This is a genomic window from Streptomyces tubbatahanensis, from assembly GCF_022699385.1.
In the GTDB taxonomy this organism is placed as follows: domain Bacteria; phylum Actinomycetota; class Actinomycetes; order Streptomycetales; family Streptomycetaceae; genus Streptomyces; species Streptomyces diacarni.
In genome coordinates this window covers 3,978,239-3,995,532 of the sequence record NZ_CP093846.1, presented here as the reverse complement: position 1 = coordinate 3,995,532, position 17,294 = coordinate 3,978,239, and the positions used below count along the sequence as shown (strand labels likewise).

Sequence of the window (17,294 nt, the reverse complement as noted above, 5' to 3'; positions counted from 1 at the left end):
CCGAACCCCCGCACCGAACCCCCGCCCCTTACGCCTGGAGCAGTTCCGCCAGCGCGAGCAGGCCCGTGACGCGCAGATCGGGGGCCGGCGCGTCCCACCCGGCCCACAGGTGGCCCCACGGGCCCCTGACGAGGTGGCAGGTGCGCAGTCCCGCGGCGCGGGCCGGGCCCACGTCGCGGGAGGGGTGGTCACCGACGTAGAGGGTGGTGGCCGGTGCGCTGCCCGTGGTGGCCAGGACGCGGGCGAAGAAGGCGGGGTCCGGCTTGGCGCAGCCCCACTCCTCGGAGGTGGAGACCGTGGCGGCGGGCAGGTCCATCGCGCGCAGCAGGGCGCCCGCGCGGGCCGTCTGGTTGCCCGCGACGTGCACGGCGACGCCGGCCGCCGCCAGCGCGGTGAGGGCCGGGCGTACGTCCTCGTACAGGTCGGACTCGTCCAGGTGTTCGCCGCGCCCGGCGGCCTCCCGCGCGGCGCGCTCGGCGTCCACGTCGATCCCGGGCCTGGCCAGGCGCAGCGCCTCCTGGTTGTCCCGCCCCTGCGCGACGACCGCGCCGACGAGCGCGGACAGCGTGTGCCGGGGCACGCCCAGCCAGTCCGCCCACGACCCCCAGTAGCGGTCGTCGCGTACGAGCGTCTCGCCGACGTCGAGGACGACGGTGGTGATGCCGGTCAGGTCGGGTTTCACAGCCAGCCGTTTCTGCGGAAGGCGCGGTGCATGGCCACGCAGGCCACGGCGATGACGACGAGGACCAGCGGGTAGCCGAACACCCAGTCGAGTTCCGGCATGTGGTCGAAGTTCATGCCGTAGATCCCGCACACCATCGTCGGCACGGCGACGATGGCGACCCACGCGCTGATCTTGCGCATGCCCTCGTTCTGCGCCGTGGACACCTGCGCCAGGTGCGCCTGGAGGATGGAGTCGAGGAGGGCGTCGAAGGACGCGATCTGGTCGGTGACGCGCACCAGGTGGTCGGCGACGTCCCGGAAGTACTTGCGTATCTCCGCGTCGATCAGCCGGTTCGGGCGGGAGGAGAGCAGCTCCAGCGGGCGGGCGAGCGGCTGCGTGGCGCGCTTGAGTTCGAGCAGCTCCCGCTTCAGCTGGTGGATGCGGCCCGTCTCGAAGGCGCCGCCGCCCCGCGCGGAAGGGGCCTGCGGCGCGAACACGGCGCTCTCCAGGTCGTCGATGTCGGTCTGCACCTCGTCGGCGACCAGCAGATAGTCATCGACGACCTGGTCGGCGACCGCGTGCAGCACCGCGGCGGGGCCCTGCGCCAGCCGCTCCGGATCGGCCTCCAACGCCTCCCGCACCGGGCCGAGCGAACCGTGCCTGCCGTGCCGCACGGTGATCACGAAGTCGGCGCCCGCGAAGACGACGATCTCACCGGTGTCCACCACCTCGCTGGTCGTCGTCAGCTCCTCGTGCTCCGCGTAGCTGACCGTCTTGAAGACCGCGAACATCATCTCGCCGCCGCTGCCGGACTGCGAGGAGAACCACTCGGCCTTCGGCCGCTGATGCGGCTCGATCGCGTTCTCCACCGCCAGCGGATGCAGCCCGAACAGCTCGGTGACGCCCTCGAACTCCGCCTCCGACGGCTCGTGCAGCCCGATCCACACGAAACCGCCCCCGCCCGCGCCCGCTGCGTCGTCGCGGCCCTTGCGGACGCAGGCCAGCGCCTCCTCGACGCCGCACTCGGCCATCAGCCGCGTGCCCTCGCTGTCGTAGGCGACACAGCTGACCACCGAGGTGCCCAGCGGCGAGCGCGCCGGGTGGGAGAGATCCACCGAGGGACGCGGCAGGCGGGGCCGCACCACCCGGCGCAGGCTGCGCACCACCGGGACCGTGGGCATGTGGGGGCTCCTCGGCTTCCTCGTCGTCGTCGGTCTCCCCCAACTGTGCCCGCAAATCGCGCCCGAATGCGCGGGCCTCGCCCGTACTCCCCCGGGGGTACCGGCGGGTAGGGGGCGTGCACCCGGCGGAGTAACCCGCGCTCGTCCTTCCGCCCGACGCGCGGGAACGCCGCGGGGCCCACCCTGGGGGACGCGGGCCACGCCTGCGCGCGAGCGCGCACCCACGGGGGCAGTCCACGCGCCAAGAAGGGAGGGGTCCGGATGGCCGCGACCACGACACCCACGGTCTCCCGCGATCTGACGACGTTCGGGGCCCGCTGGGCGGACGCCGAACTGCACGGTGACATCCCCCGGCTGGAGGCCCTGCTGACCGACGACTTCGTGGCCGTCGGGCCGCGCGGCTTCCTGCTGGACAAACGCCGCTGGCTGGCACGGTACGAGACGGGGGCGCTGGTGCACGACCTGTTCACCTGGCGCACCGAACACCTGCGCCGCCACGGCGACAACGCCGTCCTCCTCGGCGTCCAGAGCCAGCAGTCCGTCTACGAGGGCCGCGACGTCGACGGCCACTTCCGCGCCACCCACCACCTCACCACGGCGGCCTCCGCGGTCCCCGCGCACGGCAGCTCCGCCACGTCCGCCACCGTGCGCCCCGCCTGGCGCCTGGCCGCGCTCCACCTCTCCCCGATCGAGGGAACCGGGCCCGAGTCGCTGGCGGGCGGACCCGGGCCCGGGTCCGTCACCGGCCGCCGCGGCTGAACGCGCGGACGACCTCCCGGATGACGGCGCCGAGCACCGTGCGGAAGAACCACCTCACGCCGTCAGTTCCCGAGCGCGCTCCTGGGTGAGGTAGGCGTCGGTGGCCTCCATGTCCTGGAGAGTGGCGGGACGGCGGGAGAGGAACCCGGTCCGCAGGAAGTCGTCACCGGTCAGCGCGTTGAGGTTCCAGTTGGCCACCGTGCGCGCCTTGGCCGTGAAGGTCGGCAGGGCCATCAGGTGGTAGCCGCGCGCGATGACCTGGGCGGGGAAGCCCGAGACCTCGTAACCCAGCGGCCTGGCGACCGCGTCGGTGCCGCCGAGATCCACGACAAGACCCAGGTCCTTGTGCCGGTAGGGCGTCATCGGCTCCCCGCGCAGGGTGGCGAGCAGATTGCGCGCCATGTGCTTGCCCTGGCGGCTGGCGTGCTGCGCCGTGGGCGGGCAGACCGCGCCGCCGACCTTCGTCAGGTCCGGTACGGCCGCCGCGTCGCCGAGCGCGTACAGGCCCCGGTGCCCCGGCACGGTGAAGTCGGCGTTCACCGCCAGACGGCCCTTCATCGTCTCCGCGTCGAGCGTGCCGATGAGCGGGCTCGCGGCGACACCCGCCGTCCAGATGAGCGTCCGCGAGGGCAGCACCCGGTTGTCGGTGAGGGTGATCCGCCGCTCCTCCGCCTTGGCGACGGAGACACCCAGCGACACGTCCGTGCCGCGCTCCCGCAGGATCTGCTGCGCCCGCCGGCCCAGCCGCGCCCCCAGCTCCGGCATCAGCTTCGGAGCGATGTCGAGCAGATGCCATCTGATCAGGTCGGGGTCGAGCCGTGGATAGCGGCGGGCGGCGGAGTTGGTGAGCCGCTGGAGGCAGGCCACCGTCTCCGTGCCCGCGTAGCCGCCGCCGACGACCACGAACTGCAGCCGCTCGGCCTTCTCCTGCTCGTTGGTGCTGGCCGCGGCCAGGTCGAGCTGGGCGATGACGTGGTCGCGCACGTACGCGGCCTCGGCGAGCGTCTTCATGCCGCGGGCCTGCTGGGTGAGGCCGGGGATGTCGAAGCTGCGGGTGACGCTGCCGGGGGTGAGGATCAGGTGGTCGTAGCGGTAGTTCTGCGTCTCCCCGCTGATCAGCCGTACGACGCACACCTTGTCGTGGGTGTCGACGCCGATGACCATGCCGGGGATGATCGAGGTGTGGTGCAGCAGCCTGCGCAGCGGCGGTGCGACGGACTGCGGGGTGAGTACCCCGGCGGCCACCTGGGGCAGCAGCGGCAGGTACAGCTGATAGCTGGCAGGGGTGACGAGGGCGATCTCCGCCTCTTCGGGCCGCAGACCACTCTCCAGCCCGCGTGCGCACTCGACTCCGGCGAAGCCGCCGCCGACGATCAGAATTCTGGTTCGCTCCATGGCTGCACCCGCAACGGTTGGCGTGCGTATGGGCGTACTTGCCCTTTTCGTCCTCCCGGACAGCCTGGCACGGGGCGGCGGGGGTCGCCACCGCTGCCGACGCCGCACGGGGCGAGGGCCGGCGCAACCCCGCCCCCGCGCCGACCCTCACCCTGTGCGACCAGCCGTCACGTCACCGTCACGCCACCGTCGCCTCGACGGACCCGTCACCGTCCGACGTCGGAGCCGTCCTCGGGCCACACCGCGACGACCGAGGGCCGCACGTACTTCCCCGGCCCGTCGGGCCAGGTGGACGCGGGCTTCTCGACGGAGGCGCCGTCCACCTCGCCCGGGTGCTGGACCGCGACGAGGACGCGCCGGTCCTGCACCAGCGGCCCGCACGTCTCCGCGCCCGTCGGGACCGTCAGGAACTGCCGCACCTGGCCGCGCCGCTCCCCTGCGGTGGCGACACCGAACAGCCCGTCGTGCGAACCCAGCTCGTTGCCGTCCGTGGACAGCCACAGGTTGCCGTAGCCGTCGAAGGTGACGTTGTCAGGGCAGGAGATCGGGCTCACCTCGTCCTTGGGGAAACCACCGAAGTACGTGCCCGGGTCCTCGGGGTCGCCGCACACCAGGAAGAGGCGCCACGAGAAGCGCAGCGACTGAGGATCGTCGCCGCGCTCGGCGAACTCCAGCACCTGCCCGTGCTTGTTGGCCCGGCGCGGGTTCGCCTCGTCGGGGCCCGCCTTGCCCGCCGCGCCCCGGTCGGTGTTGTTGGTCAGCGCCACGTACACCCGCCCCGTACGCGGGGAGGGCTCGATGTCCTCGGGGCGGTCCATCTTGGTGGCGCCCGCCTTGTCGGCCGCCAGCCGCGTGAAGACGTACACCTCCTCCGCGCTCATGCCCTCCACGAACGACCTGTCGCCCGCGGCCAGCGGAATCCACCGGCCCGTGCCATCGAACTCGCCGTCCTCGGGCAGCGTGCCCTTCCCGTCGATCTCGTCGGCGGGGCTGTTTCCGGTCAGCTTCGCGACGTAGAGGGTTCCCTCGTCCAGCAGGGACAGGTTGTGGCGGCGGTCCTCGGCACTCTTGCCGCGGCGCATCGCCTTCTTCGAGACGAACTTGTAGAAGTAGTCGAAGCGCTCGTCGTCGCCCATGTAGACGACCGCGTGCCCGTCCCGCGTCAGCCGCGGCTGCGCCGCCTCGTGCTTGAAGCGGCCGAGCGCGGTGTGCTTGCGGGGCGTGGAGTCGGGGTCGTACGGGTCGACCTCGACGACCCAGCCGAAACGGTGGACCTCGTTGGGCTCCTTCGTCAGGTCGAACCGGTCATCGAACCGCTCCCAGCGCCGCTGGCTCGCCCCGCCGACGACGCCGTACCGCTTGAGCGTGGCCGCCCGCTCCGGGTCCGTGACCTGCTCGGCGTGGGCGAAGTACTGGTTGAAGTTCTCCTCACCCGAGAGCACCGTGCCCCACGGGGTGGTGCCGCCCGAACAGTTGTTGAGGGTGCCCAGCACCCGGCGCCCGCGCGGGTCAGCGGAGGTGCGCAGCAGCCGGCTGCCCGCCGCGGGGCCCGTCACCTCGAACGGCGTGGTGGCGGTGATCCGCCGGTTGAGCGGGTGGCGCGGCACGGCCCGCAGCGCGCCGGTACGGCGCTGCCCCGCGACGGCGACCACGGACAGGCCGTGCGCCGCCCAGGCGATCTCCACCTGCCCCCTGGTGGGCTTCTCCGGGTCGTACCCCGCGAACATCAACTCCTCGTTCGTGTACTCGTGGTTGGCCACCAGCAACTGGTCGGCGCCGCCCCCGTGCCCGGCGCCACCACGGGCGCCTCCGCGGGAGTGCAGGGGCAGCAGCGTGAGGAAGTCGTTGTTGTAGCCGAACTGGCCGGCTTGCGCCTCGGCGCTCTGCCGCGTCGGATCGAAGGCGGGGGCCCCGCGCAGAATCGGTTCTCCCCACCGGATCACCACGTTCTGCCCGTACCCCTCGGGAACGGTCACCTCGTCGGCCGTGTTCGGCGCCACGGGCGTGAAGCGGAGCCCCTTGGCGGCCTTGCCGTGGTGGGGGTCGCCGTGCTGCGGGGCCTGGCCGTGCCTGCCGCCCCGGCCCGTCGGGGCAGCCGCGGAGGCCGGTGTCGTGCCGGGGCCCGCCACCGCGCCGGCGCCCACCGCTGTCGCGGTCCCCACCACGGCACCGGCGCGCAGCACCGCACGGCGCGAGAGGGCACGGGCGATGACATCCCCCGCGTACTCGTTCGCACTGGTGTTGGGCACCTCGTGGAAGCAGGCGTCACCGCAGCGGTAGCGGCAGGTCATCGCTGATCTGCCACCCGGGTGCGAGGTGAGCAGCGGCAACGGCTTTCGCATCGTCATCCTCCGGTCTGTGCGTCGTACGCCGCCGCGACGCTAGGCCCGCGGGCACTCCGGCGTGTGACGCCGGAGTGAACCCCGGCTGAACAGGCCACCGGCTGCGCTCCGAAGGGTCGCGGGGAACGGGACCCTTCCGGCACGGAGCCCTCTCGGCACGGAGCCTTCCCGGCACGGAGTCTTCTCGGCGCGGCGGAGGACGAGGAGCGGAGGTCTACAGCGGCGGCGCGGGGTCGCCGTCGCCCTCCTCGTCCCAGGCCAGCCGCACGGCCTCCGTGTGGGCGATCGTCTCGCCGATCCAGTCGGGCGCGAGCGAGGTCTTCGCGTAGTCGCGGGCGCACGGCAGACACGCGTACGCGCTGCCGCCGGGCCCCGAGCCCGTCTCGATGATCGCGATCAGCGCCCGGTGCCGCACCGGCAGATCGCAGCGGCAACACGTGCCCGGGTTGGGCCCTTCGGCCTGCACCCCGCCACCTCCTTCACCGTCACTGGCGTCGCTTCGTCGCCACATTGCACACGACGCACCCGGCGTTTCACCGTGCGTCACGTCGCGGCGCGGCGGCCTCCGCAGCGGCCAGCCTCCCCCTTACGGGGCCAACGCTCCCCGCAGGCCACATCGTGCCCGCGTCGCACCGGTTTTTGTGCGATGTCGTCGTCTTCGTGCTGACGCGTAGCCGTTTGATGACCGTTGTTCTTCCTCCGCGACGCCCCCCGTCGCGGGTGACACCCGCCGCCCCGCCTTGACGCGGCCCCCGGGGTGCCGGGCGGGAAAAGGGGTGGCGGGCGGCCGATAGGATTCGGGTATGGCGGCCACTGGATCAGAGCAGGCGGGGCCGAAGGCGTACTACGTCTCGACCCCCATTTACTACGTGAACGACGCTCCCCACCTGGGCCACGCCTATACGACCGTCGCGGGCGACGTGCTCACCCGCTGGCACCGCCAGCGCGGCGAGAAGGTGTGGTACCTCACCGGCACGGACGAGCACGGTCAGAAGATCATGCGCACCGCGGAGGCCAACGGGGTCAGCCCGCAGGAGTGGTGCGACAGGCTCGTCGAGGAGTCCTGGAAGCCCCTGTGGGAGCACCTCCGGATCGCGAACGACGACTTCATCCGCACGACGGAGAAGCGCCACACCGACCGCGTCCGGGAGTTCGTCCAGGACCTGCACGACCGGGGCGAGATCTACCAGGGCGGCTACGAGGGCCCGTACTGCGTGCCCTGCGAGGAGTACAAGACCTACGGGGAACTCCTCGACGGAGAGGGCGAGTACGAGGGGCTGAAGCTGTGCCCCATCCACAAGAAGCCGGTGGAGATGCTGAAGGAGGAGAACTACTTCTTCAAGCTCTCCGCCTACGGCGAGCGGCTGCTGGCCCACTACGAGGCGCACCCTGAGTTCATCCAGCCCGAGTCGGCGCGCAACGAGGTCGTGCAGTTCGTGCGCCAGGGCCTGGAGGACCTGTCGATCTCCCGCTCCACGTTCGACTGGGGCGTCAAGATCCCCTGGGACGACAAGCACGTCATCTACGTGTGGATCGACGCGCTCCTCAACTACGCCACCGCCGTCGGCTACGGAAGCGACCAGCAGAAGTTCGAGGAGACCTTCCCCGCCGACGTGCACCTCGTCGGCAAGGACATCCTCCGCTTCCACGCCGTGATCTGGCCCGCCATGCTGATGGCGAACGGCCTGCCGCTGCCCAAGCGCATCGCCGCCAACGGCTGGCTGATGGTCGGCGGCGAGAAGATGTCCAAGTCCAACCTGACGGGCATCTCCCCGCACGAGCTGACCGACCACTTCGGCGTCGACGCCTACCGCTGGTACTTCCTGCGGGCCATCGCCTTCGGCCAGGACGGCTCCTTCTCCTGGGAGGACTTCTCCGCGCGCTACACCAGCGAGCTGGCCAACGACTACGGCAACCTCGCCTCGCGCGTGGCCGCCATGGTCGGCAAGTACTTCGACGGAACACTGCCGGAGCCGGCCGCGCACGGCGAGGCCGAGCAGGCCATCGCCGACGGCCTGGCCACGGCCGTACGGGAGGCGGACGAGAAGCTCGGGGAGCACCTGGACTTCGCGGGTGGCATCGCCGCGGTCTTCGACTTCATCAAGCAGGTCAACGGCTACCTGACCGAGCAGGCGCCGTGGAAGGTCGCCAAGACGGCGTTTGCCGAGGCCGCTGACGCGGCGGACTCCGCGGAGGCGCAGGAGCGACTGGCCACCATCCTCTACACCGCCGCCGAGTCGCTGCGCGGCTGCGCGGTGCTGCTCAACGCGGTGATGCCGGAGTCCAGCGCCAAGCTGTGGGAGTCCCTGGGCGCCGAGCCGGCCCTGGGCGCCCTCGCCGACCAGCCCCTCGCCGACGCGGGCCGCTGGGGGCAGCTGCCCGCCGGCACGAAGGTCACCAAGGGCGCGGCCCTCTTCCCGCGGTTGGAAGAGACGAAGTAGGGCTTGCGGGGCGCGCGGGAAGAACCGGGGGTCTGGGGGCCGCCCCCAGAAAACACAGCCCCAGGCTGGAAGAGACGAAGTAGAGCCCGCCTGCCATGGTGAGCCCCGCTCGCACGGGCGGGGCTCAGCGGGCCGGATACGGGCGCCACCCGGTGGTCGGCACGCTGAACCCCAGCGGCTCCGGCAGTACCAGCGGCTGGCCGAAGATGCCCTTCCCGTCTCCACGTAGCACCGGCCGTCGAGCCGCAACACGTGCCATGTGGCGTCGTTGGGGTCGACGATCACATAGACCGGCACCCCGACCGCCGCATAACGGGTACATGGCGGACGAAGGTACGTCCCGGAATGTCGTGCAGATGCCCCGGATTCGCCTGCATCACAAGCTCTCCGTCCAACAGCTCGACGTGCAGACCGTCCGGCACCTCAAGCTCGTGCCACATGCTGAGCAGCGGGTCGCTCTTCGTCACGACTGCTCTCCCCTTTTCCGGCGTTCGAGGGCGCCGTCCCCGTAGACCGGCAGGCACGCCGTGTCGACGGGTTGCGTGAAGGGAGCGGGGAGCAGCAGTTCGTCGCCGTACTTGCCCCGCAACCGGCCCTGGTACTCGCCGTCCCGCGGGTGGGTGAAGAGCGCCCAGTCGCCGCCGCGCGGGTCGAGGACCAGCAGGGTGCGCACGCCCGCCGCCGCGTACCAGCCGTTCTTGGCGCTGACGTCTTTCGCCTTCTCCGACTTGGAGATCACCTCGACGGCCAGTTCGACGTCACCGGGGTCGACGAGCCATTCGTCGTCCTCCTCCCACTCGATGGGCAGGACGACGAGGTCGGGGGTGCAGTAGTCCTCCGGGTCGCCGGGCAGGGCGATGGATGACACCTCATACAGGTCGATCCCGCCCGATAGCTGCGGTGTGAGCAGGTGGCGCAGTCGCCTGACCGTTCCCGCCTGCTTGCCGCGCGCGGTCGGGGACATCACGAGTTTCCCTCCCAGGATCTCCACGCGCAGACCGGTCGCCCTCTCGATCTCCTCCGCGACCTCGCGCAGATTGCCGGGACGGGGGCTCAGGGCGGGCACCGTCATGGTCGTTCGCCTCCGCGTGGTGGCAGGGCGGGCTGCGTACGGGTCCACAGTAGCGGGCACACCACCAGCCCGGGTCCCTCTTCGATCGAGGGCCCGGGCCCGTGGGACGTCCGCGGTGGGGGAAGGCCGCGCGCTACTGCGCGGGCTTCACCTGCGGGGGCTTGCGCACCGACAGGTGCAGCTCGCGCAGCCGCTTGTCGTCGACCTCGCTGGGGGCGCCCATCATCAGGTCGAGGGCGTTGTTGTTGAGCGGGAAGGCGATGGTCTCGCGGATGTTGGGCTCGTCCGCGAGCAGCATCACGATGCGGTCGACACCGGGGGCGATGCCGCCGTGCGGCGGGGCGCCGAACTGGAAGGCGCGGAGCATGCCGCCGAAGTCGCGCTCGACGTCCTCCTTGGAGTAGCCGGCGATCCCGAAGGCCTCGAACATGATCTCCGGCTCGTGGTTCCTGATGGCACCGGACGACAGCTCGACGCCGTTGCAGACGATGTCGTACTGCCAGGCGAGGATGTCCAGCGGGTCCTTGGTGCGCAGCGCCTCCAGGCCGCCCTGCGGCATGGAGAACGGGTTGTGGGAGAACTCGATCTCGCCGGTCTCCTCGTCCTTCTCGAACATCGGGAAGTCGACGATCCAGCAGAAGCGGAAGACGTTCTCCTCGAAGTGTCCGGCACGCTTGGCGGCCTCGACGCGGACCGCGCCCATGATCGTGGAGACCTCGTCGAACTCGCCGGCCCCGAAGAAGACCGCGTGCCCCGGTGCCAGGCCGAGCGCCTCCGTCAGCGCCTTGACGTCGTCCTCGGTGAGGAACTTCGCGATCGGGCCGGACAGCGTGCCGTCCTCGGCGACCCGCACCCAGGCCAGGCCCTTGGCGCCCTGCTCGACGGCGAAGTCGCCGAGGGAGTCGAAGAACTTGCGCGGCTGGGAGGCCGTGTCGGGCACCGGCAGCGCACGCACGTGCTTGTCGGCGAACGCCTTGAAGCCGGACCCTGCGAAGAGGTCGGAGACGTCGGCCAGCTCCAGCCGGGCGCGCAGGTCCGGCTTGTCGGAGCCGTACTTGACCATGGCCTCGCGGAACGGGATGCGCGGGAAGGGCGAGGTGACCTCGCGGCCCTCGCCCAGCTCCTGGAACAGCTCGGTCATCAGCGTCTCGATGACGGCAAAGACGTCCTCCTGCTCGACGAAGCTCATCTCCATGTCGAGCTGGTAGAACTCGCCGGGCGAGCGGTCGGCGCGGGCGTCCTCGTCGCGGAAGCAGGGCGCGATCTGGAAGTAGCGGTCGAACCCGGCGATCATCAGCAGCTGCTTGAACTGCTGCGGCGCCTGCGGCAGCGCGTAGAACTTGCCCGGGTGGATGCGGGAGGGCACCAGGAAGTCGCGGGCGCCCTCGGGCGAGGTGGCCGACAGGATCGGGGTGGCCAGCTCGTTGAAGCCCTGGGCCACCATCTTCTCGCGGATCTTCGCGATGACCTGCGAGCGCAGCATGATGTTGCGGTGCATGCGCTCGCGGCGCAGGTCGAGGAAGCGGTACTCCAGACGCCGCTCCTCGTTGACGCCGTCCTCGGCGTTGATGGTGAAGGGGATCTGCTCGGCGCCGCCCAGCACCTCCACCTGGGAGACCTCGACCTCGATCTCGCCGGTGGGCAGCTCGGGGTTGACGTTCTCGGCGCCGCGCGCGGTGACCGTGCCGTCCACTCGCACGACGGTCTCCTTGGACAGCGAGCTGAGCTTGGCGTCCAGCTCACTGGACTCGTCACGGACGACGAGCTGCACGATGCCGTAGTGGTCGCGCAGATCGATGAAGAGGATGCCGCCCAGGTTCCGACGATTGTGCAGCCAGCCGCTGAGGCGGACGTCAGTGCCGACGTCCGTGGCGCGAAGCTGGCCGCAGGTGTGGGACCGGTACCGATGCATCATTCATCCAAGTCGTTCGGCGCAGGGGTCACAGTGGAATACCCCTCAGAGTACCGCCCTGGGCTACCCTGCCTCGCCCCCGTTTCCGCAACCAGACGGACTCTGCATAAAGTGGTGCAATGCGCACCGACGACGCCCTGGCAGCCCTGGGCGCGGGCCTGTGGACCTGGGACGACGCCACAGGTCTGGTGACGCTCGACACCCGCGCGGCGCGGCTGCTCGGAGTCGACGACTCCCCGGTCGCGGGACTGGCGGACCCGGCAGTGCCTTCCGGCCCGGCCGGGCCGGCCGACTCGGCGGGACCGACCGTAGCGCCCTCGCCGTCCGGGGCTCCGCCCGGGGACGGGCGGCCTGCGGCGGGGCCCGCGCCCCGCACCGAGACCCACCTCACCCTCCCGGGCAGCGCCGTCCGCTCCCACCTGCACGCCGTCGACTACGTGGGCTTCCAGAGCATCGTCACGCTCGCGCTCGCCGAGGAGACCACCGCCGAGGCGCTGCTGCGGGTGGTGGACGCGGACGGGGCGGTCGTCGGAACGGTCCGCACCGTCGTGCGCCCCGCGCCGCGCGCACCCGCGGGCACCGGGCAGCGGGAAGAGGGCGCGCCAGGGCTCGTCGGCCTCGTGTACGCGGTGCCGGAGCCGGAGGAGCGCCCCGAGCAGCAGGCAGCGGGTCCGCTGACCCGCGCGGCCCCCGGTGACCGCGGCGGCCGGGGCGACCGGGGCAACCACGGGCAGGACGTGGCCGGGCCGCGGGGGCGCGGCGCCGCGGCCGCGTGGGACTGGCGCCGCAACCGTGAGGCGTTCCTGCTGGACGCGGGGCGGGCGCTGGCCGAGGCGTACACCACAGCGGACGTGCTGCGAGTCGCCGCGTCGCTGGCCATGCCGGGCTTCTCGCCCGACGCGCTCGCCGTCTTCTGCGTCAGCGGCGACCAGCTCACCGTCTACGGGGCCTCACCCGGCGCCCCGGCGCGGCCCGGCTACCCCTACGGTCCTGGGCACCCGTACGGGCCCGGCGGCGGCCTCGGCCCGCCCGGCAGCGGAGCCCACCTGCGGCTCACCGACGACGACCCGGCCGCCGAGGCCGTGCGCACCGGCCGCGCCCTCTACCTCCTCGACCCGCGGGAGTACGCGGACCGCTTCCCCGCCGCCCGCCCCGCCGAGACCCAGCCAGGGCGCACTGCCTGGGCCTTCCTGCCGCTGACCGTCGCGGGCCGCACCATCGGCGCCTGGATGGCGGCCTTCGCCCAGCCCGTCGCCTTCACCCCGGACGAGCGCGCCGTGCTGACCACCGTCGCCCGGATGCTCGCCCAGTCGCTGTCGCGGGCGCTGCTGAACGAGTCGGAGCGCGAGCTGTCCGCCCGGCTCCAGCGGGCGATGCGGCCCGCGCACAGCCCGGCCGTCCCCGGCATGGACCTGGCGGCGCGTTACGTGCCCACCGGCGGCGGCCTCCAGATCGGCGGCGACTGGTACGACGTGATCCCCCTGCCCTCGGGCAGGACCGCCCTGGTCATCGGCGACGTGCAGGGCCACGACGTGCGGGCCGCAGGCATCATGGGCCAGCTGCGGGTGGCCGTGCGGGCCTACGCCTCGGAGGGCCACCACCCCGACGCGGTACTCTCCCGCGCCTCCCGCTTCCTGCACGGCATGGGCGCCGGCGCACGCGTCAACGCGCCCCCGCCCTCGGCCCCCGCCGAGGAGGCGGCCGGGTTCCCGCCCGAGGCCGGAGCGGACGAGGAGGAGCCGGAGACCGCCGACCCGCGCTTCGCCACCTGCCTCTACGTGGAGGTCGACCCCGCCACCGGCACCCTGGACGTCGCCCGCGCGGGACACCCCGACCCGGCCGTCCAGCTCCCCGACGGGCCGATGATGGTGCGCCCCACCGCGGGCGGCCTCCCGCTCGGCATCGAACCCGACTCCGACTATCCGGTCACCCGGCTCGTCCTGGAGCCCGGCGAACGGCTGCTGATGTGCACCGACGGGCTGCTGGAGGCCGGCGGACACGACCAGGAGACCGGCTGGGAGCGGATCAACGAGGTCGTCGAGGGGCTGCGCACGCGGCCGGACGACAGCGAGGCGGAGGCCGGCTCAGAACCTGGCGTCGAGCCCGGACCCGAACCTGGCGTCGAGCTCGGCCCCGAACCCGGCTCCGGGTCCGGGCTCGAACCGGGCCTCGAACAGGTGGCCGACGCGCTGGTCCGTGCGGCGCACGGCGACGAGTGCGGCACACCGGCGCGTACGGCGGCGCCCCCGCTCACCCCCCGGCGCGAGGACGACATCGCGCTGCTGCTCCTGGCGCGCGGCGCCCGCACCGAAGGCCTGACGGTCGGCGGGACGCCCGTCTCGGCGCGGCGCACCGTGATGCAGGTCGCGCAGGCCCAGCCCGACCGGATCGCCACCGCCCGCCACCAGCTGCGCGACCTGCTGCACGACTGGGCCGACCCGGAGCAGGTGGACGGCGCGGTGCTGATGCTGTCCGAGATGCTGACCAACGTGCTCGTGCACACGGACGGGGACGCGACGCTGGTCGCCCAGATCACCGCACCGCGCGCCGGGGCTACGGCCAACACCGGGGGCGCGGAGGGGGAGGCCGAGAGCGGTGCGCGGGGCGGTACCCAGGAGCGCACGCTGCGGGTCAACGTCTCCGACGCCAGCGACGAGCTGCCGCACCGCCGCAGCCCCGGCGAGCTGGCGTCCTCGGGGCGCGGCCTGATGCTGCTGGGCATGCTCGCCGACCGGTGGGGCGTGGACCCGCGGGGCGAGGGCAAGTGCATCTGGTTCGAGATGCAGGAGGCCGACCCGGCGGCGAAGGACGTCGAGGAGGCGGCGGAGCCGTCCCTGGACCAGTGGGAGGCGTGGGACCTCTCGGCCCTCGACGAGGACTGACCGGGGGCAGGCGGTGCGGGGGCGGCGAGCGCGGGCGCTCTAGCCGTACATGCGCCGCATCGCGAAGTCCACCATCTCCTCCACCGCCTTGGCGTCGAAGACCACGCGGTGCTCGCCCTCCATGTCGAGCACGAAGCCGTACCCCGACGGCAGCAGGTCGAGGACCTCGGCACCGGTGATGACGAAGTACTTCGACTCCTTGCCCGCGTAGGCGCGCAGCTCCTTGAGGGTGGTGAACATCGGGATGACCGGCTGCTGGGTGTTGTGCAGGGCGAGGAAGCCGGGGGTGTCGCCGCGCGGGCAGTACACCTTGGAGGAGGAGAAGACGCCCTGGAAGTCCTCCGCGCTCAGCGACCCGGTGGTGAAACCGCGGACCGCCTCCTGGAGGGAGGGCGGGGAGGGCTCGGGGTAGAACGGCTGCTGCTGCTGCTGCGGTCCCGGCTGGCCGTAGGGAGGGGGCGCCCCCTGCTGCGCGCCGTAGGGGGGCGGGGGCGGGGCCTGCTGGTATCCGTGCCCACTGTGTCCGCCGTGCCCGCTGTGCCCGCCGTGCCCGCCGTGCCCACCATGGCCGCCGTGCCCTTGCCCGGGCGGGGCACCGGTCTGGTCGTAGCCGTACATACCGAAAGAGTATCCAGTCACAGATGGACGGCGAGGGGTTGCTTCTTATTACCGACGGGTAGCATCATCTAGGGAGCTACCGACAAGTACGAGCGAGTCATTACGGAGCCGTCGCCATGGGGCATTACAAGTCGAATCTCCGCGACATCGAGTTCAACCTCTTCGAGGTGCTCGGGCGCGATGCGGTGTACGGCACCGGACCGTTCGCGGAGATGGACGTCGAGACCGCCAAGAGTGTCCTCGCCGAGATCGCCCGCCTCGCCGAGAACGAGCTGGCCGCGTCCTACGAGGAGGGCGACCGCACGCCGCCCGTCTTCGACCCGGAGACCAACACCGCGCCCGTCCCGGCCGCCTTCAAGAAGAGCTACCAGGCCTACATGGACGCCGAGTGGTGGCGCCTGGGCATCCCCGAGGAGATCGGCGGCACCACCGCGCCGCGCTCCCTGCTGTGGGGCTTCGCCGAGACCATCCTGGGCGCCAACCCGGCCGTGTGGATGTACGCCTCGGGCCCGGCGTTCGCCGGCGTCCTCCACGAGGAGGGCACCGAGGAGCAGCACAAGGTCGCCGCGCTGATGGCCGAGAGGCAGTGGGGCTCCACCATGGTGCTCACCGAGCCGGACGCCGGCTCGGACGTGGGCGCGGGCCGCACCAAGGCCGTCCAGCAGGACGACGGCACCTGGCACATCGAGGGCGTCAAGCGCTTCATCACCTCCGGTGAGCACGACATGTCCGAGAACATCGTGCACTTCGTCCTCGCCCGCCCCGAGGGCCACGGCCCCGGCACCAAGGGCCTGTCGCTGTTCATCGTGCCCAAGTACGACTTCGACTGGGAGACCGGCGAGCTGGGCGAGCGCAACGGCGTCCACGCCACCAACGTCGAGCACAAGATGGGCCTGAAGGTCTCCAACACCTGCGAGATGACCTTCGGCGCCAACGCTCCGGCCAAGGGCTGGCTGCTGGGCGAGAAGCACGACGGCATCCGCCAGATGTTCAAGATCATCGAGTTCGCGCGGATGATGGTCGGCACCAAGGCGATCGCCACCCTGTCCACCGGCTACCTCAACGCCCTGGAGTACGCCAAGGAGCGCGTCCAGGGCGCCGACCTGGCCCAGTTCACCGACAAGACCGCCCCGCGGGTGACCATCACCCACCACCCGGACGTGCGGCGCTCGCTGCTGACGCAGAAGGCGTACGCGGAGGGCATGCGCGCCCTCGTCCTCTACACCGCCACCGTGCAGGACGAGATCATCGTCAAGGAGGCCGCCGGCGAGGACGCCTCCGCCGCGCACCGCCTCAACGACCTGCTGCTGCCCATCGTCAAGGGCTACGGCTCGGAGAAGTCCTACGAGCAGCTCGCGCAGTCCCTGCAGACGCTCGGCGGCTCCGGGTACCTGCAGGAGTACCCGATCGAGCAGTACATCCGCGACGCCAAGATCGACACCCTCTACGAGGGCACCACCGCGATCCAGGGCCAGGACTTCTTCTTCCGCAAGGTCGTCCGCGACCAGGGCCAGGCCCTCACCGCGCTCTCCGAGGAGATCAAGAAGTTCCTCGCCGAGGCCGAGGGCGGCGAGGAGCTCGCCGGGGCCCGCGACCAGCTCGCCAAGGCCGCCGGTGACCTGGAGGCCATCGTCGGCACCATGCTGACCGACCTGGCCGGCACCGAGAAGGACGTCAAGTCCATCTACAAGGTCGGCCTGAACACCACCCGCTTCCTGCTGGCCGCCGGCGACGTCGTCGTCGGCTACCTGCTGCTGCGCGGCGCGGCCGTCGCCGCCGGGAAGCTGTCCGGCGGCGACGCCAAGACCCTGCCCTCCAAGGACGTGCCCTTCTACCAGGGCAAGATCGCCGCGGCGAAGTTCTTCGCGGCGAACGTGCTGCCGCAGGTCGCCGTCCAGCGCGAGCTGGCCGACGCGGTGGACCTGTCGGTCATGGAGCTGGACGAGAACGCCTTCTGAGCCGTCCGGCACCCGTCGAGGCCGTACGCCCCGCTCCCACCCCCACGGGAGCGGGGCGTCCGCATCGTGA

12 protein-coding genes are annotated in these 17,294 nt (G+C 71.9%); 4 read left to right on the top strand and 8 right to left on the bottom strand.

The annotated features are described in order from the left end of the window. Positions 1-28: 28 nt before the first annotated feature. The gene (locus tag MMF93_RS17135) at positions 29-661 is read right to left on the bottom strand and encodes an HAD family hydrolase (protein WP_242757621.1); all 633 of its coding nucleotides are present in this window, start codon (positions 659-661) and stop codon (positions 29-31) included. A 17-nt stretch (positions 662-678) separates the two neighbouring features. Beyond that, entirely contained in the window at positions 679-1,845 is a 1,167-nt protein-coding gene (locus MMF93_RS17130) for a magnesium and cobalt transport protein CorA (protein WP_242752571.1), read from the bottom strand. Between the two features lie 261 nt (positions 1,846-2,106). Here MMF93_RS17130 and MMF93_RS17125 point away from each other — a divergent pair, with 261 nt between their 5' ends. Beyond that, entirely contained in the window at positions 2,107-2,604 is a 498-nt protein-coding gene (locus tag MMF93_RS17125; protein WP_242752563.1) for a nuclear transport factor 2 family protein, read from the top strand. Positions 2,605-2,658: 54 nt separating this feature from the next. Here the strand turns inward: MMF93_RS17125 and MMF93_RS17120 are convergent, their stop codons facing one another. From MMF93_RS17120 to MMF93_RS17110, 3 genes are all read right to left on the bottom strand, one after another. Then, complete coding sequence (locus MMF93_RS17120; protein ID WP_242752561.1) at positions 2,659-3,999, bottom strand: NAD(P)/FAD-dependent oxidoreductase; 1,341 nt, start codon at positions 3,997-3,999, stop codon at positions 2,659-2,661. Positions 4,000-4,205: 206 nt separating this feature from the next. Further along, entirely contained in the window at positions 4,206-6,341 is a 2,136-nt protein-coding gene (locus MMF93_RS17115) for a PhoX family protein (RefSeq protein WP_242757620.1), read from the bottom strand. Positions 6,342-6,555: 214 nt separating this feature from the next. Further along, a complete protein-coding gene (locus tag MMF93_RS17110; protein ID WP_242752559.1) occupies positions 6,556-6,756 on the bottom strand; it encodes a hypothetical protein in 201 nt (66 codons plus the stop codon). Positions 6,757-7,144: 388 nt separating this feature from the next. On the opposite strand from MMF93_RS17110, the gene metG reads away from it, so the two are divergent. Further along, complete coding sequence (metG, locus tag MMF93_RS17105; RefSeq protein WP_242752557.1) at positions 7,145-8,782, top strand: methionine--tRNA ligase; 1,638 nt, start codon at positions 7,145-7,147, stop codon at positions 8,780-8,782. A 463-nt stretch (positions 8,783-9,245) separates the two neighbouring features. On the opposite strand, the gene MMF93_RS17100 is transcribed toward metG, so the two are convergent. Both MMF93_RS17100 and aspS read right to left on the bottom strand, forming a co-directional pair. Beyond that, entirely contained in the window at positions 9,246-9,854 is a 609-nt protein-coding gene (locus tag MMF93_RS17100; RefSeq protein ID WP_242752552.1) for a Uma2 family endonuclease, read from the bottom strand. Between the two features lie 133 nt (positions 9,855-9,987). After that, positions 9,988-11,766 (bottom strand): aspartate--tRNA ligase, encoded by a 1,779-nt coding sequence (aspS, locus tag MMF93_RS17095; protein ID WP_242752550.1) that lies wholly within the window; start codon positions 11,764-11,766, stop codon positions 9,988-9,990. A 119-nt stretch (positions 11,767-11,885) separates the two neighbouring features. On the opposite strand from aspS, the gene MMF93_RS17090 reads away from it, so the two are divergent. Next, the gene (locus MMF93_RS17090; RefSeq protein ID WP_242752548.1) at positions 11,886-14,648 is read left to right on the top strand and encodes a SpoIIE family protein phosphatase; all 2,763 of its coding nucleotides are present in this window, start codon (positions 11,886-11,888) and stop codon (positions 14,646-14,648) included. A 39-nt stretch (positions 14,649-14,687) separates the two neighbouring features. Here the strand turns inward: MMF93_RS17090 and MMF93_RS17085 are convergent, their stop codons facing one another. Next, positions 14,688-15,266 (bottom strand): SseB family protein, encoded by a 579-nt coding sequence (locus MMF93_RS17085; protein WP_242752546.1) that lies wholly within the window; start codon positions 15,264-15,266, stop codon positions 14,688-14,690. Between the two features lie 116 nt (positions 15,267-15,382). Here MMF93_RS17085 and MMF93_RS17080 point away from each other — a divergent pair, with 116 nt between their 5' ends. Continuing rightward, positions 15,383-17,224, top strand: a complete 1,842-nt coding sequence (locus MMF93_RS17080) for an acyl-CoA dehydrogenase (protein WP_242752544.1) — start codon at positions 15,383-15,385, stop codon at positions 17,222-17,224. Positions 17,225-17,294 lie beyond the last annotated feature (70 nt).

Excerpts from the sequence above, each read along its gene's own strand:
- MMF93_RS17130 (WP_242752571.1), bottom strand. The coding sequence starts at position 1,845 with ATGCCCACGGTCCCGGTGGTGCGCAGCCTGCGCCGGGTGGTGCGGCCC.
- MMF93_RS17125 (WP_242752563.1), top strand. The coding sequence starts at position 2,107 with ATGGCCGCGACCACGACACCCACGGTCTCCCGCGATCTGACGACGTTC.
- MMF93_RS17120 (WP_242752561.1), bottom strand. The coding sequence starts at position 3,999 with ATGGAGCGAACCAGAATTCTGATCGTCGGCGGCGGCTTCGCCGGAGTC.
- MMF93_RS17115 (WP_242757620.1), bottom strand. The coding sequence starts at position 6,341 with ATGCGAAAGCCGTTGCCGCTGCTCACCTCGCACCCGGGTGGCAGATCA.
- metG (WP_242752557.1), top strand. The coding sequence starts at position 7,145 with ATGGCGGCCACTGGATCAGAGCAGGCGGGGCCGAAGGCGTACTACGTC.
- MMF93_RS17100 (WP_242752552.1), bottom strand. The coding sequence starts at position 9,854 with ATGACGGTGCCCGCCCTGAGCCCCCGTCCCGGCAATCTGCGCGAGGTC.
- aspS (WP_242752550.1), bottom strand. The coding sequence starts at position 11,766 with ATGCATCGGTACCGGTCCCACACCTGCGGCCAGCTTCGCGCCACGGAC.
- MMF93_RS17090 (WP_242752548.1), top strand. The coding sequence starts at position 11,886 with ATGCGCACCGACGACGCCCTGGCAGCCCTGGGCGCGGGCCTGTGGACC.
- MMF93_RS17085 (WP_242752546.1), bottom strand. The coding sequence starts at position 15,266 with ATGTACGGCTACGACCAGACCGGTGCCCCGCCCGGGCAAGGGCACGGC.
- MMF93_RS17080 (WP_242752544.1), top strand. The coding sequence starts at position 15,383 with ATGGGGCATTACAAGTCGAATCTCCGCGACATCGAGTTCAACCTCTTC.